Raw genomic sequence first — 14,362 nt, 5'->3', positions numbered from 1 at the left:
CGTCAGCCCTCGCGGGAGATGGTCAGCAGCTTGCCGAGCTCGTCCTTCGTGAGGTCGCGCAGATGGCCGACCTTCAGCGTTCCGAGGTGCAGCGGGCCGAACTGCCGGCGCACCAGTTCCACCACCGGGTGTCCGACCTCGGCGAGCATCCGCCTCACGATCCGGTTGCGGCCGGAGTGCAGCGTGATCTCGACCAGCGACTCGCCGTCCCGCTGGTTCGACTGCAGCAGGCGCGCCTTGTCGGCGGCGATCGGGCCGTCCTCGAGCTCCACGCCCTTCGTCAGCTGTCCGATCGTCTGCGGCGTCATCACGCCGCGCACGCGCGCGATATAGGTCTTCGTGACCCCGAACGACGGATGCGCGAGAACGTGCGCCAGCTCGCCGTCGTTGGTGAGGATGAGCAGGCCCGAGGTCTCCGCATCCAGTCGCCCGACGTTGAACAGCCGTTCGGGGTACTGCGCCGTGAACCGCGACAAGTCGGGACGCCCCTGCTCGTCGCGCATCGAGCTGACCACGCCGACCGGCTTGTTGAGCATGACGTAGCGGCGGGAGGTGTCGAGCTGCACCGCGGTGCCGTCCACCGCGACCTTGTCGACCGCGGGGTCGACGCGCGTGCCGAGCTCCTGGACGACCTTCCCGTTCACCGTCACCCGCCCGGCGACGATGAGCTCCTCGGAGACGCGACGGGACGCCACGCCTGCCGCCGCCATCACCTTCTGCAGACGCTCGCCCTGCGAGCCCTGCGCCCCGTTCTCAGCGGACATCGCCCTCGAACCCGTCCACGCCGTCGCTGAGCAGCGGCGAGATCTTCGGCAGCTCCTCGATCGAGTTGATGCCGAGCTGGCTGAGCAGCAGGTCGGTGGTGCCGTAGTTGATCGCACCGGTCTCGCTGTCCGTGAACAGCTCGGTGATCAGGCCGCGGCCGAGCAGCGTCCGCACCACCGAGTCTACGTTGACGGCGCGGATGGATGCGATGGCGCCGCGGCTGATCGGCTGCTTGTAGGCGATCACGGCCAGCGTCTCCAGGGCCGCCTGGGACAGCTTGGTCGGGTTCTGCTGCAGGACGTATCCCGAGACGACGGCGTCGAACTCCTCGCGGACGTAGATCCTCCATCCACCGCCGACCTCGCGCAGCTCGAACCCGCGCCGGACGCCGCCCCCCTCGCCGTCGAAGTCGGCGACCAGCGCCGTGATCGCCGCGCGCACCCGCTTCACGGGCGCGCCGACCGCCGTCGCCAGCGTCACCAGGCTCATCGGCTCGTCGGCGACCATCAGGATGGCCTCCAGCGCCCGCTCGATCTGCGCGTCCTCCACGGGCGCCGGCACCTCGGTGGTGTCCGTCACCTCGTCGCCGCTGACAACCGCATCCTCGACGACGTCGTCGGCCACATCCTCAACCGTCATAGTCGGCTCCCAAGTTCGAAAGATTCTCCTCGGACCAGTGCTCGGCGGTCCACCGCAGCGTCAGCTCCCCGAGCGGTTCCAGCTGCTCGAAGGCGAGCGCCGCGCGCCGGTACAGCTCCAGCACCGCCAGGAAGCGCGCCACGACGACCCCCTTCTGCTCGGCGCCGGCCACCAGCTGCCGGAAGCTCATCGGCTCGCCGTGCCGCAGCATCCCGACGACGATCGCCGCCTGCTCCCGGATGCTGACCAGCGGCGCGTGCAGGTGGTCCAGCCCGACGACGGGCACCTCCCGCGGCGTCATCGCCAGGGTCGCGAGGGCGGCGAAGTCGTCGAGGCTGAGCGTCCACACCAACTCGGGCGTGCGCTGCCGGAACTTGTCCTCCAGCCGCACCAGGCGCGCATGCCGGGCGCCCTCGGCCTCGAGCCGCTGCGCGAACCAGGCTGACGCCTCCTTGAAGGCCCGGTACTGCAGCAGGCGGGCGAACAGGAGGTCGCGGGCCTCGAGCAGCGCGACGTCCTCTGCATCCACCAGCTCGCCCTGCGGCAGGAGTCCGGCCACCTTGAGGTCGAGCAGGGTCGCGGCGACGAGCAGGAACTCGCTCGCCTCGTCCAGGCTGTCGTCGGTGTCGAGCCGGCGCAGGTAGGCGATGAACTCGTCGGTGACTTTACTGAGCGAGATCTCGGTGATGTCCAGCTCGTGCTTGGTGATCAGCGACAGGAGCAGGTCGAAGGGACCCTCGAAGTCGCCGAGGGACACGCGGAAGCCCGGGGCGTCCTCCGGCTGCGCGACGTCGGGCAGGTCAGGCGACGGCGCCACGGAACACCAGTTCCCGCGCCAGCTGCCGGTACGCCTCCGCGGCCTGGTGCTCGGGCGCGAACTGCGTGATCGGGCGTGCCGCGACCGATGCGTCCGGGAACTTCACCGTGCGCGAGATGACGGTCTCGAGGACGCGATCACCGAAGGCATCGACGACGCGCTCCAGCACCTCGCGGGAGTGCAGCGTGCGCGAGTCGTACATGGTGGCGAGGATGCCGTCGAGCTCGATCGCCGGGTTCAGCCGCTCGCGCACCTTGTCGATGGTCTCGATGAGCAGGGCGACGCCGCGCAGCGCGAAGTACTCGCACTCGAGCGGGATGAGGACGCCGTGGCTCGCGGTCAGCGCGTTCACGGTCAGGATGCCGAGCGACGGCTGGCAGTCGACCAGGATCACGTCGTAGTCGTTCGCGACCTTGCGCAGCACGCCGGCCAGGATCTGCTCGCGGGCGACCTCGTTGACGAGGTGCACCTCGGCGGCGGACAGGTCGATGTTGGCCGGGATGATGTCGAGGTTCGGGACCGATGTCGACTGGATGGCGCCCTGCACGTCCGCGTTGCGATTGAGCAGGAGATCGTAGATGGTCGTGACGTCGTGCGTCCGCGCGCCCAGACCCGCCGAGAGCGCGCCCTGCGGATCGAAGTCGACCGCGAGGACGCGGCGGCCGTAGTCGGCGAGCGAGGCGCCGAGGTTGATGCTCGTGGTCGTCTTGCCGACGCCGCCCTTCTGGTTGCAGAGGGCGATGATCTTGGCCGGGCCGTGCTGCGCGAGGGGGGCCGGCTCCGGGAATGCACGCAGCGGACGGCCGGTGGGCCCGGGCTTCGCGGCGACGGATGCCTCATCCATGCCCGGAAGCTGGGTCTCGACCTCGTCGTTGCGCGTCACCTGGGTGTTCCTCGTCCCTCTCGTGGGCGGTCTTTCAAGGGAACAGTCTATGCGCGACGTGCCCCGCTTGCGGGTCGCACGCCCGGCGGTTCGGTACGGTGGTCGCGTGCAGCCGATGCCGTCCGCCCTCGAGACCCCGCGTCTGCGTCTGCGCCCGCGCGACGGACGCGACGCCGAGTGGAACCTCGCGCTGCTCGCCGAGCATCCCCTCGGCCGCCCCGCCGGGACCGTCGAGGAGGAGCGGGAGCGGCTGGATGCGCAGCGCGCGGGCTTCGACGAGCGCGGGTTCGGGCTGTACACGATCGAGGATGCCTCGTCGGGCGAGGTGGTCGGCTACTGCGGGCTCGTGATCGGCCGGGCGAACGCCGCCCGGCCGGAGCTCGCGTACGAGCTGCTGCGCGGACAGGTCGGGCACGGCTATGCGACGGAGGCGGCGGCGGTCGTGGCCGATGCGGCGTTCGACGCCGGCTTCCCGACCCTGTGGGCGACGGTCGCGACCTGGAACGCGCCGTCCTTCGGCGTGCTCTCCAAGCTCGGCTTCACCGCGACCCGGCGTGCCGGCTTCGACGGCGGCTCGGTCTACGTCTGGCTGCGCCGCCGCGCCCCGCGTCGCCGCCACCGCGTCTCCTCCTGACCCCCTCCCGCGCGCCGCCATTCGCCACGAATGCCGACCATTCGTCACGAATCGCACCCATTCGTCACGAATCGCGGACCCGTCGTCGTTCGTCACGAGGCACGGCATGGCGGGGGGGCGAGCCGGTCAGCGAGCGCGGGGGTGGGACGCGGTGTAGACGTCGCGCAGGGTGTCGGCGGTGACCAGCGTGTAGATCTGCGTCGTCGCGACGGACGAGTGGCCCAGCAGCTCCTGCACGACGCGGACGTCCGCTCCCCCGGCCAGCAGGTGGGTCGCGAACGAGTGGCGCAGTGTGTGCGGCGACAGGTGGTCGACCTCGAGGTGCGCCCGGTCGGCGGCGGCGCGGATGATCAGCCAGACGTTCTGGCGCGACAGCCGTGCCCCGCGCATCCCGAGGAACAGCGCGGGCGTCGCGCGCCCCTTCGCCGACAGCACCGGCCGGGCGCGCACGAGGTAGGCGGACACCGCCTCGCGCGCGTACGACCCCAGCGGCACGATCCGCTGCTTGCTGCCCTTGCCGGTGAGGCGGACGACGTCGGCGTCGATCACGTCGTCGACGTTCAGCCCGACCGCCTCGCTGACGCGCGCGCCCGTCGCGTACATCAGCTCGAGCAGCGCCCTGTCGCGCAGGGATGCGACGTCGTCACCCTCCGTGGCGGCCAGCAGCGCCGAGACCTGCTCCACCGAGATCGCCTTCGGCAGCCGGCTCGGGAGCTTCGGCGGGCGCAGGTCGCGCGCCGCATCCACCTCGACCCGGCCCTCCTCCAGCAGGAACCGGTGGAAGCCGCGCACGGTCGACAGCATCCGGGCGAGCGAGGATGCGGTGAGCGGCGACTCCTCGCGCGTGCCGAGGTGCACGGCGAACGCCGACAGCGTGGCCGGTGTCACGGCGCGGACGTCGCCGATGCCCTCCGAGTCCAGCCACGCGCTGTACACGCCGAGGTCGCGCCGGTACGCAGCGACCGTGTTCGCCGACAGTCCGCGCTCGATGGCGACGTGCCTCAGAAAGGCGTCGACATCGGCCGCGACGGTCATGCGGACAGCTTGGGGTGGCTCGGCCAGGGCTCGTTGGCCGCGCCGAGCGTGCTCCATCCCTGCTCGCGCGCGGTGCGGGCGGCGAGCAGGGCGATGATCAGCGGGGCGTTGTGGACGCGGCGCTGCAACACCGCATCCACCGCCTCGTCGAGCGGCACCCAGCGCACCTCGATGTCGGCCTCCTCCGCCTCGCGCGCGAACGCGGAGCCGGTCGAGCGGATGCCGCGTGCCAGGTAGATGCGGATCGCCTCGTCATTGCCGCCGGGGCTCGTGAACACGTCGGCGAGCACGTTCCACTCGTCCGCCTCGAGGTCGGCCTCCTCGCCCAGTTCGCGCTGGGCCGCGGTCAGCGGCGGCTCGCCGTGCTGGTCGAGCAGGCCGGCCGGGATCTCCCAGTCGCGGTGCCGGACGGGGTGGCGGTACTGGCGGATGAGCAGCACGCGGCCGTCGTCGTCCATCGCCAGGATGCCGACGGCGCCGGTGTGGTCGACGTACTCGCGGGTGATCTCCTCGCCGTTGTAGCGGAAGACGTCGCGGCGCACGTTCCAGATCTTGCCCTCGAACGCCGTCTCGCTCGAGACGATCTCCGGGCGGAACGGCTGGTCGTTCAGGTCGGTCGCGGTGCTCTCGGCGGCGTCCGACATCAGGCCTCGGCCACCATCTCCGCGTCGGCCTCGGCGACCTCGAACAGCAGGGCGGTCTTCTGGCGGTCGAGCGCGGCGCCGACGAGACCGGCGAACAGCGGGTGCGCCCGGTTCGGCCGGGACCGCAGCTCGGGGTGCGCCTGCGTGCCCACGTAGAACGGGTGCACGTCGCGCGGCAGCTCCACGTACTCGACGAGGTGGCCGTCGGGCGAGGTGCCCGAGAACCAGAGGCCGGCGTCGGCGATCTGCTCGCGGTAGTTGTTGTTGACCTCGTAGCGGTGGCGGTGGCGCTCGGAGGCCTCGTTCGCGCCGTACAGCTCCGCGACGATCGAGCCCTCGGCGAGCGTGGCCGGGTAGAGGCCCAGGCGCATGGTGCCGCCCAGGTCGCCGCCGGCGATGATGTCCACCTGCTCGGCCATGGTCGCGATCACCGGGAACTCGGTCTCGGGGTCGAACTCCGACGACGACGCGCCGCCCAGTCCGGCCTCGTGCCGCGCGTACTCGATGACCATGCACTGGAGGCCGAGGCACAGGCCGAGCGCGGGGATGCCGTTCTCGCGTGCGAAGCGCAGCGCGCCGACCTTGCCCTCGATGCCGCGGACGCCGAAGCCGCCGGGCACGCAGATCGCGTCCACGTCGCTCAGCTGGTGCGCCGCGCCCTCGGGGGTCTGGCACTCGTCGGACGCGATCCACTTGAGCTTCACCTTCGTGCGGTGCGCGAAGCCGCCGGCACGCAGGGCCTCGGTTACCGAGAGGTAGGCGTCGGGCAGGTCGATGTACTTGCCGACCAGGCCGATGGTCACCTCGTGCTTCGGGTCGTGCACGGACTCCAGGAGGCGCGCCCATCCGTTCCAGTCGACGTCGCCCGCCTGGTCGAGGCCGAGCTGGTCGATGATGTACGCGTCGAGGCCCTGCTCGTGGAGCATGGTCGGGATGTCGTAGATGCTCGGCACGTCGACCGCGTTCACGACGGCCTGCTCGTCCACGTCGCACATGAGCGCGATCTTGCGCTTGTTGCTGTCGGAGACGGGGCGGTCGCTGCGGAGGACGAGCGCGTCGGGCTGGATTCCGATGGAGCGCAGGGCGGCGACGGAGTGCTGCGTCGGCTTGGTCTTCTGCTCGCCGGAGGCGTTCATGAACGGCACCAGCGAGACGTGGACGAAGAAGCAGTTCTTGCGGCCGAGCTCGTGGCGCACCTGGCGGGCCGACTCGATGAAGGGCTGCGACTCGATGTCGCCCACCGTGCCGCCGATCTCGGTGATGATGACGTCCGGCGCGGGCTCGCCGTCCGGGCCCGGCTGGGCCTGGAGGCGCATCCGCCGCTTGATCTCGTCGGTGATGTGCGGGATGACCTGCACGGTGTCGCCCAGGTACTCGCCGCGGCGCTCCTTGGCGATGACGTTCGAGTAGATCTGGCCGGTCGTGACGTTGGCCGACTGGCCGAGGTTGATGTCGAGGAAGCGCTCGTAGTGGCCGATGTCGAGGTCGGTCTCGGCGCCGTCGTCCGTGACGAAGACCTCGCCGTGCTGGAACGGGTTCATCGTCCCCGGATCCACGTTGAGGTAGGGGTCGAGCTTCTGCATGACGACGCGGAGGCCGCGAGCCGTCAGGAGGTTGCCGAGAGAGGCGGCCGTGAGGCCCTTTCCCAACGAAGAAACGACACCACCCGTCACGAAGATGTGCTTGGTAATGCCGTTAGATGTGCCCGCGTCTGAATAATCCACCACGGGCTTGTAGCTTATCACCCCTGGCGGGGACTCCCGTCCGCGCGCGCCCGTGTCAGCGACGCGCGGCGGACGCCATCTCGACGAGTTCGCGCGCGTGCGCCAGCCCGCTCTCGGAGTCGGGCAGGCCGGAGAGCAGGCGCGCCATCTCGGCGATGCGCTCGTCGCCGTCGAGGCGGCGGACGCTGGAGGCGGTCACCGCGCCGTCGTTGCCCTTGACGACCGTGAGGTGGTTGGTGGCGAACGCGGCGACCTGCGCCAGGTGCGTCACCACGATCACCTGCGCCGACTCCGCGAGACGCGCGAGGCGGCGGCCGATCTCGATCGCAGAGGCTCCGCCGACGCCGGCGTCGACCTCGTCGAAGATGAAGGTCGGGACCGGGTCGCTGCCGGCGATGACGACCTCGATCGCGAGCATGACGCGCGACAGCTCGCCGCCCGACGCGCCCTTGCCGAGTGGACGCGGCTCCGCACCGGGATGCGGCTGCAGCAGGATGGCGACCTGGTCGCGTCCCGACGCGCTGTAGGTTCCGGGGTCGTCCGCGTCGCGCTGGGTCACCTCGACGACGATGCGCGCATCCGGCATCGCGAGCGCGGAGAGCTCGTCGCTGACCGCCTCGGACAGGCGCGCGGCAGCGGCCGTACGCTCGGCGCTCAGCCCGGCGGCGAGCTCCCGCACCAGTGCCTCGTCGTCGGCGACCTCGCGGGTCAGCTCGTCGATGCGGTCGGCGTCGCCGTCGAGCTCCAGGAGCCGCAGGCTGCCGGTCTCGAGCGTCCGGATCACGTCGTCGAGCGTCGGGCCGTACTTGCGCACGAGGGCGGCGAGCTGAGCCCGGCGCTCCTGCACGACCTCCAGCTCGGCCGCGCCGTCGGTGTCGAGTGCGGCGAGGTAGGTCGACAGCTGCGCCGCGATGTCGGAGATCAGGTAGTTGGCCTCTGCGACGGACTCGGCGAGCGGCTGCAGCCCGCTGTCGTGCGGGGCGACGCGCTCGAGCTGGCGGCGCGCGTTGTCGAGCAGGCCGAGGGCGTCGGCGCCCTCGGACTCCTCGGCGCTCAGCAGCTCGCGCGCCGCGGCGGCGGCCAGCCGGAGCTCTTCGAGATTGGTCAGCCGCTCGGCGCGGTCGGCCAGCTCGTCATCCTCTCCGGGCTGCGGAGCGATGGTCTCGATCTCGGCCATCGCGACGCGGAGGTCGTCGGCTTCGCGGGCGCGGCGCTCCTGGTCGGCGACCAGCTCATCGAGCTCGGAGCGGTTGTCGCGCCAGCGGTGGAATACCTGCTCGTAGGCGGCGACCTGCTCGGCGAACGCGGGACCGGCGAATCGGTCGAGCGCCGCCCGCTGCGCCACGGCCGACCTGAGCCGGATCTGATCGGACTGGCCGTGCACCACGACCAACTGCTCCCCCAGCTCGGTCAGCACGGCCACCGGCGCGCTGCGGCCGCCGACGACCGCTCGCGAGCGCCCCTCCGCCGACACCGAACGGCTGAGCACGAGCTCGGCCTCGGCCGCGTCGATCGCATCCACGTCGCCGCCGGCGTCGCGCACCCGCTCGACCACCTCGCCCGTGGACGGCACGCGCCAGCGGCCCGACACCCAGGCCTGCGGGCTGTTCAGCCGCACGGCGCCGCTGTCGGCGCGCTCGCCCAGCAGCAGGCCAAGCGCGGACACCACCATGGTCTTGCCTGCGCCGGTCTCGCCGGTGATCGCCGTGAATCCCGAGCCGAGCGGCAGGGAGGCGTCGGCGATGACGCCCAGGTCTTTGATCGAGATCTCCTCGATGCCTCCGCGTACGTCAGTCACGCCCGGCCGGCCCCCTCCATCCCGTGACGGGAAGGTCGAACTTGTGCACCAGGCGGTCGGTGAACGGCCCCGGGTGCAGGCGCGCCAGCCGCACCGGGATGGGCGACCGACGCACCACGACGCGGGCCCCACGCGGCAGGTCGAACGGACGGCGGCCGTCGCACCAGAGGATGCCCGCGCCGCCCGCGCGGTCGAGCAGCTCGACCGCGAGGGACGAGTCGGCGTCCACCACCAGCGGACGCGAGAACAGGGCGTGCGCGCTGAGCGGCACGAGGAGGAGGGCCGCGACGCCCGGCCATACGACCGGGCCGCCCGCCGAGAACGAGTACGCGGTCGAGCCGGTCGGGGTCGACATGACCACGCCGTCGCAGCCGAAGCTCGACATCGGCCGGCCGTCGACCTCGATGACGACCTCGAGCATCCGCTCGCGGCTCGCCTTCTCGACCGTGGCCTCGTTGAGCGCCCAGCTCTCGTAGACGACCTCGCGGCCGACCTTGACCCGAGCGGAGAGCGTCATGCGCTCCTCGACCTCGTAGTCCTTCGCGAGCCCGCGGGCGACCGCCGTCTCAAGGTCGTCGCGCTCGCTCTCGGCGAGGAAGCCCACATGACCGAGGTTGACGCCGAGCAGCGGAGCCGAGCATCCACGGACCAGCTCGGCCGCGCGCAGGATGGTGCCGTCGCCTCCCAGCACGATGACCAGCTCGAGGTCGCTCGGCGCCACGTCGTCGCCGAGCACCCGCACGGCGTCGAGCGACGGATCGGCCTCGAGGATGTCACGCCGCTCGTCGGCGCTGAGCACCGGGACGACGCCCGCGTCGAGCAGCTGCCGTGACACCCGCACGCCCGCCTCCAGCGAGTCCTGCCGACCGGTGTGCGCGACGACCAGGATGTAGCGCGTCGCTGCACCGATCTGTGCCACGTCGTCTCCTCTCGAAAGCCGTCCTCCCATTCTTACCGGTTTCGGGAGCAGGACCAGGCCGAAGGCCCCGGATTGTGGAGAACGTTCACCTACCGCGAAAGCCGGATCACCTCGTCGCGCAGCCCGGACGGGTCCGGCGCGCCCGCGCGGAACCAGGCCAGGTACTCCTGGTTGCCGTGGCCGCCCGCGATCGGCGAGCCGATGAGACCCGCCGTCCCCAACCCGGCGTCGTGCGCGGCCCAGAGCACGTCGGAGATCGCGTCGGCGCGCAGCCCCGCGTCCCGGACCACGCCCTCCCGGATCCCCTGCCGGCCGACTTCGAACTGCGGTTTGACCAGCAGCACGAAGTCGGCGTCGCGGACGGCCGTGGCCACCAGCGCCGGGATGACCTGGGTGAGCGAGATGAAGGACAGGTCGCCCACCACCAGGTCGGGACGCACGTCGTCGCCGGTGAGTCCCGCGAGGACCGCCGCGGTCAGCGAGCGGACGTTGACGCCCTCGTACGACTCCAGCCGCTCCTCTCCCGAGAGCGCCGGCGACAGCTGGCCGTGCCCGACGTCGACCGCGATGACCCGCGCCGCGCCGCGCTCCAGCAGCACCTGGCTGAAGCCGCCGGTGGAGGCGCCCGCATCGAGCGCGACGCGACCGGCCGGGTCGATCGCGAACGCGTCGAGCGCCGCGATCAGCTTGTGCGCTCCCCGGCTGACGTAGTGGTCGGCCCGGCGACGCGGAGGTCCTGGCCCTCCGAGACCTTGAGGGAGGCGCGCACGGCGGGACGCCCATCCACCGTCACCAGGCCCTCCGCGATCACCGCGGCCGCGTGCGAGCGGGAGCGGGCGAGGCCCAGCTCGGCCAGCGCGACGTCGAGGCGGCGGTCAGCCCCGGCCATGCTCGTCGTCGCCCTCCAGAGCGCGTCGGAGCTGCTCGTGGAGCTGCGCGTACGCGTCGGCGCGGTCGGCGAGCGGCTGCTCCTCGATCACGTCCAGCCGTTCCACGAGGGCGCCGTCGCCGGGCTGCGGTTCATCGGTCATGAGGCCACCGTACGTCCCGCATCCACCGCCGTCACGCGACGAACACGCCCGCGAGCGTCTTCTTGCCGCGCCGCAGCACCACCACGCCGCCCGGCAGCACGTCGCCGCCGATCGGCTGCTCGGCGTCCTCGACCTTGGCGTTGTTGACGTAGACGCCGCCCTGCGCGACCGCGCGGCGGGCCTCGCCGAGGCTCGACGTGAGGCCGGTGTCGACCAGCGCCTGCGCCACCGTCGACGAGGGCGCCGTGTCGGTGGTGTTGGGCAGCTCGCGCAGCGCGGACTCCAGGGTCGCGGCGTCGAGGGCGGCCAGGTCGCCCTGGCCGAACAGGGCCTCGGACGCGGCGATGACCGCCTCCGTCGCCTCGACACCGTGCACGAGCGAGGTCACCTCGAACGCCAGCCGGCGCTGCGCCTCGCGGCGGAACGGCTCCTCGGCCACCTTTCGCTCCAGCTCCTCGATCTCGGCGCGCGAGAGGAACGTGAACACCTTGAGCCGTGCGATCACGTCGGCGTCGTCGGTGTTCAGCCAGAACTGGTACATCGCGTACGGGGTCGTGAGCCGCGGGTCGAGCCAGATGGCGTTGCCCTCGCTCTTGCCGAACTTGGTGCCGTCGCTGTTGGTGATGAGCGGCGTGCCGATCGCGTGGACGTGGACGCCCTCCACCTTGCGGATGAGCTCGGTGCCGCTGGTGAGGTTGCCCCACTGGTCACTGCCGCCGGTCTGCAGCACGCAGCCGTACTGGCGGTACAGCTCGAGGAAGTCCATGCCCTGCAGGATCTGGTAGCTGAACTCGGTGTACGAGATGCCCTCGTCGGAGTTCAGGCGCGCAGCGACCGCGTCCTTCTTGAGCATCGTGCCGACGCGGAAGTGCTTGCCGATCTCGCGGAGGAAGTCGATCGCCGACAGCGGCGCCGTCCAGTCGAGGTTGTTGACCAGCCGGACAGCGTTGTCGCCCTCGTCGGAGAGGTAGCGCGTGACCTGGGCCTGCAGGTAGCCGACCCACTCGGCGACGGTCTCCTTGGTGTTCAGCGTGCGCTCCGCGGTCGGGCGCGGGTCGCCGATGAGGCCGGTCGAGCCGCCGACGAGGCCGAGCGGCTTGTGACCGGCGAGCTGGAGTCGGCGCATGGTGAGGAGCTGCACCAGGTTGCCCAGGTGCAGGCTCGACGCCGTCGGGTCGAAACCGCAGTAGTACGTGATCGGCTCCCGGCGAGGAGCTCTTTCAGGGCGGCTTCATCCGTGGAGACGTGGATGAGGCCGCGCCAGACGAGCTCGTCCCAGACGTCGTCGAAGGACGCGTCGTTGGTCTGCGCGGTGAGGCTCGGCGCGCGGGAGGTCGCGGTTTCGGACATGGGTACAACCGTACCAATCCGCGGGAGAAGGGGCCTCACGCAGCGATCAGGGCCAGGGACCTGATCCACTAGTAATCAGGTGTGTAGACCTGATAGTCTATCGATCAGGTTCACAGACCTGATGAGGAGGCTGGCATGTTCGCCGTCACAGCGGACCAGATCGACAGTCGCCGACGCGCCGACGCCGTCGCCCCCGCGCTCCGAACACTGGACGAGCGCTTCGGCGCGCGCCTGGCACTCCCTCCCGATCGGAACGCCGGGGACGAGCTCCAGGTGCTCACCGAGGATGCAGCCACCGCTCTCGACCTCATGCTGACGCTCTCGCGCGACGACGCCTGGAGCATCGGACTCGGGGTCGGCCCGGTCCGGCTCCCCCTGCCCGCCTCCACGCGCGAGGCGACCGGCGATGCCTTCGTGGCCGCCCGCGCCGCCGTCACCCGCGCCAAGCGCGCGCCCTACCGGCTCGCCGTCGACGCCGTGGTCTCGCCCGAGGAGGCGGCCGACGCCGAGGCCCTGCTCACCCTCCTGCTCGCGGTCCGGGCGACCCGCACGCCCGCCGGCTGGGAGCTGTACGACCTGGTGCGGTCCGGCCTCAGCCAGAAGGAGGCCGGGGCGCGGCTCGGGATCACCCCGCAGTCCGCGAGCGACCGCGCCCGCGCCGCCGGACTGCGCGTCGAGCTCGCCGCCCTGCCCGCCCTGACTAGGCTGTTGGAACGCGCCGACGCCGCCCAGGCCGGCACGACGGAGACCGGGGAGGACGCATGACGAGCTGGCCGCTGCCCCTGCTGCTGAACCAGGCCGTTCCGATCGTGCTCTGGACGCTCGTCGTGCTGCTGCTGGCCGCCTCCCTCGGCTGCATCGTCGCCACCCTGCGTACCCCGCGGCGACCGCTCGTCTACAGCGCCGCGGCCCTGCTCGCCGCGGCGGTCGTCGTCGTCCTCATCCCCGGCCAGCACGCGCCCTTCGCCGTGAGGATCGTCATCGGCATCCTGGCGCTGTCGCTCGCCGTGCTCGGCGGCTGGCCGGCGTCGCAGCTCGTCCTCGTGCTCGCCACCCGCAGCACGACCGAGCCCAGCGCGCACGACGGGATCCTGGTGCGGGCGCTCACGCCCGAAGGGGTCACGACGCGCGAGGTGCTGCGCGGCGGGACCACGATCGGCCTGCTGGAACGGCTCGCCGCGGCCGGGACGATCATGGCCGGCTTCCCCGAGGGCCTGGCCGTGCTGATCGCCATCAAGGGCGTCGGCCGGTTCACCGAGCTGGAGCAGGCGGAGGCGCGCGAGCGGTTCCTTATCGGCACGCTGACCAGCATCATCTGGGCGTGCGTGTGCGCCGGGGTGTTCCGGATCGCCGCGGGATGACGCTCTAGTCGTCCGCCAATCTCATTCGTCAGCACGGGGGTGCCGCTTGTACGGCGACACCGTCGGGTCCCCCGGCAGCCAGTAGCGCCACGGGAACGCCAGCCCGCCGCCCGCGCCGGAGACGCCGGTGCGCGGGCCGGCCTCGTACTCGGCCTGCGTCGACGGCAGCTCGATCGAGAACGGCGGCTCGAACAGGTCGGCGCCGTCGTCGGCCAGGCTCATCCCGGCCGCGACGACCAGCCGCGCCGGTCCGCGGGCGAGATCGCGGTGCGGGATGCGCCTCCCGCTCGCGCCGACGCGGCGGTGCTCGGCGAGGTCCTCCCCCTCGATCACCTCCGCCCCCCGCAGCAGCACCGCGGACGCCTCGCCCGCGGGCGAGCAGACGATGTTGGCGCAGACGTGCATCCCGTAGGTGAAGTAGGTGTACACGTGCCCGGGTGGCCCGTACATGACCGCATTGCGCTTCGTGCGTCCGCGGAAGGCGTGCGACCCAGGGTCCAGACCGTCGCCGATGTAGGCCTCCACCTCCGTGATCCGCAGGCCGACCGTCCCCTCCGGCGACTCGTGCCGCAGGACGGCGCCGAGGAGCCGCGGCGCGACCGCCAGCGACGACGCCAGGAACTCGTCGCGCGCGGGACGGTACAGCGTCACGTCAGAAGATCCGGCCGCCCGCGACGACGGCCACGATCAGGCCGACGACGATCACGGCGACGGCGACCGCGACGATCAGCGGGATGATCCACGGGTACTTGCGCTCGGGCT

The 14,362-nt window shown here is 71.7% G+C and carries 13 protein-coding genes and 2 pseudogenes; 3 read left to right on the top strand and 12 right to left on the bottom strand.

All coding sequences use genetic code 11. From position 1 onward, the window contains the following. Nucleotides 1-2: 2 nt before the first annotated feature. Genes A0130_16125 through A0130_16110 form a run of 4 tightly spaced genes read right to left on the bottom strand, consistent with a single transcriptional unit; the run spans nucleotide 3 to nucleotide 3,065 of the window. The gene (locus tag A0130_16125; protein ANF32982.1) at nucleotides 3-764 is read right to left on the bottom strand and encodes an MFS transporter; all 762 of its coding nucleotides are present in this window, start codon (nucleotides 762-764) and stop codon (nucleotides 3-5) included. Continuing rightward, entirely contained in the window at nucleotides 754-1,404 is a 651-nt protein-coding gene (locus tag A0130_16120; GenBank protein ANF32981.1) for an SMC-Scp complex subunit ScpB, read from the bottom strand. The genes A0130_16125 and A0130_16120 overlap by 11 nt, the downstream gene beginning before the upstream one ends. Further along, a complete protein-coding gene (locus tag A0130_16115; GenBank protein ID ANF32980.1) occupies nucleotides 1,394-2,221 on the bottom strand; it encodes a chromosome segregation protein ScpA in 828 nt (275 codons plus the stop codon). Before A0130_16115 ends, A0130_16120 begins: the two co-directional genes overlap by 11 nt. Continuing rightward, nucleotides 2,205-3,065 carry a chromosome partitioning protein gene (locus A0130_16110; protein ID ANF33500.1) on the bottom strand — a complete coding sequence of 287 codons (861 nt, stop codon included), beginning with the start codon at nucleotides 3,063-3,065 and terminating at the stop codon, nucleotides 2,205-2,207. The genes A0130_16115 and A0130_16110 overlap by 17 nt, the downstream gene beginning before the upstream one ends. A 145-nt stretch (nucleotides 3,066-3,210) precedes the next feature. Between A0130_16110 and A0130_16105 the strand changes: the two genes are divergently transcribed. Then, a complete protein-coding gene (locus A0130_16105; GenBank protein ID ANF33499.1) occupies nucleotides 3,211-3,738 on the top strand; it encodes a hypothetical protein in 528 nt (175 codons plus the stop codon). Between the two features lie 126 nt (nucleotides 3,739-3,864). Here the strand turns inward: A0130_16105 and A0130_16100 are convergent, their stop codons facing one another. From A0130_16100 to A0130_16070, 7 genes and pseudogenes are all read right to left on the bottom strand, one after another. Further along, the gene (locus tag A0130_16100; protein ID ANF32979.1) at nucleotides 3,865-4,773 is read right to left on the bottom strand and encodes a tyrosine recombinase XerD; all 909 of its coding nucleotides are present in this window, start codon (nucleotides 4,771-4,773) and stop codon (nucleotides 3,865-3,867) included. Next, nucleotides 4,770-5,417 carry an ADP-ribose pyrophosphatase gene (locus A0130_16095; protein ANF32978.1) on the bottom strand — a complete coding sequence of 216 codons (648 nt, stop codon included), beginning with the start codon at nucleotides 5,415-5,417 and terminating at the stop codon, nucleotides 4,770-4,772. The genes A0130_16100 and A0130_16095 overlap by 4 nt, the downstream gene beginning before the upstream one ends. Beyond that, nucleotides 5,417-7,066 carry a CTP synthetase gene (locus A0130_16090; protein ID ANF32977.1) on the bottom strand — a complete coding sequence of 550 codons (1,650 nt, stop codon included), beginning with the start codon at nucleotides 7,064-7,066 and terminating at the stop codon, nucleotides 5,417-5,419. The genes A0130_16095 and A0130_16090 overlap by 1 nt, the downstream gene beginning before the upstream one ends. Before the next feature lie 130 nt (nucleotides 7,067-7,196). Continuing rightward, nucleotides 7,197-8,918, bottom strand: a complete 1,722-nt coding sequence (locus A0130_16085; protein ANF33497.1) for a DNA repair protein RecN — start codon at nucleotides 8,916-8,918, stop codon at nucleotides 7,197-7,199. A 13-nt stretch (nucleotides 8,919-8,931) separates the two neighbouring features. Beyond that, entirely contained in the window at nucleotides 8,932-9,849 is a 918-nt protein-coding gene (locus tag A0130_16080; GenBank protein ID ANF33498.1) for an NAD kinase, read from the bottom strand. Nucleotides 9,850-9,947: 98 nt separating this feature from the next. Next, nucleotides 9,948-10,747 (bottom strand): annotated as a pseudogene (locus A0130_16075) (hemolysin). A 173-nt stretch (nucleotides 10,748-10,920) separates the two neighbouring features. Beyond that, nucleotides 10,921-12,239, bottom strand: a pseudogene (locus A0130_16070) (tyrosine--tRNA ligase). A gap of 135 nt (nucleotides 12,240-12,374) precedes the next feature. Here A0130_16070 and A0130_16065 point away from each other — a divergent pair. Beyond that, nucleotides 12,375-13,004 (top strand): DNA-binding protein, encoded by a 630-nt coding sequence (locus A0130_16065; protein ANF32976.1) that lies wholly within the window; start codon nucleotides 12,375-12,377, stop codon nucleotides 13,002-13,004. Beyond that, nucleotides 13,001-13,600, top strand: coding sequence for a hypothetical protein (locus A0130_16060; GenBank protein ID ANF32975.1), 600 nt, complete (start codon nucleotides 13,001-13,003; stop codon nucleotides 13,598-13,600). Before A0130_16065 ends, A0130_16060 begins: the two co-directional genes overlap by 4 nt. Nucleotides 13,601-13,621: 21 nt before the next feature. Here the strand turns inward: A0130_16060 and A0130_16055 are convergent, their stop codons facing one another. Continuing rightward, complete coding sequence (locus tag A0130_16055) at nucleotides 13,622-14,251, bottom strand: 3-methyladenine DNA glycosylase (protein ID ANF32974.1); 630 nt, start codon at nucleotides 14,249-14,251, stop codon at nucleotides 13,622-13,624. Nucleotides 14,252-14,362 lie beyond the last annotated feature (111 nt).

It is taken from the genome of Leifsonia xyli (assembly GCA_001647635.1).
Lineage (GTDB): Bacteria > Actinomycetota > Actinomycetes > Actinomycetales > Microbacteriaceae > Leifsonia > Leifsonia xyli_A.
The sequence above is the reverse complement of the archived record's forward strand: the minus strand, read 5'-3'. Positions and strand labels throughout refer to the sequence as shown.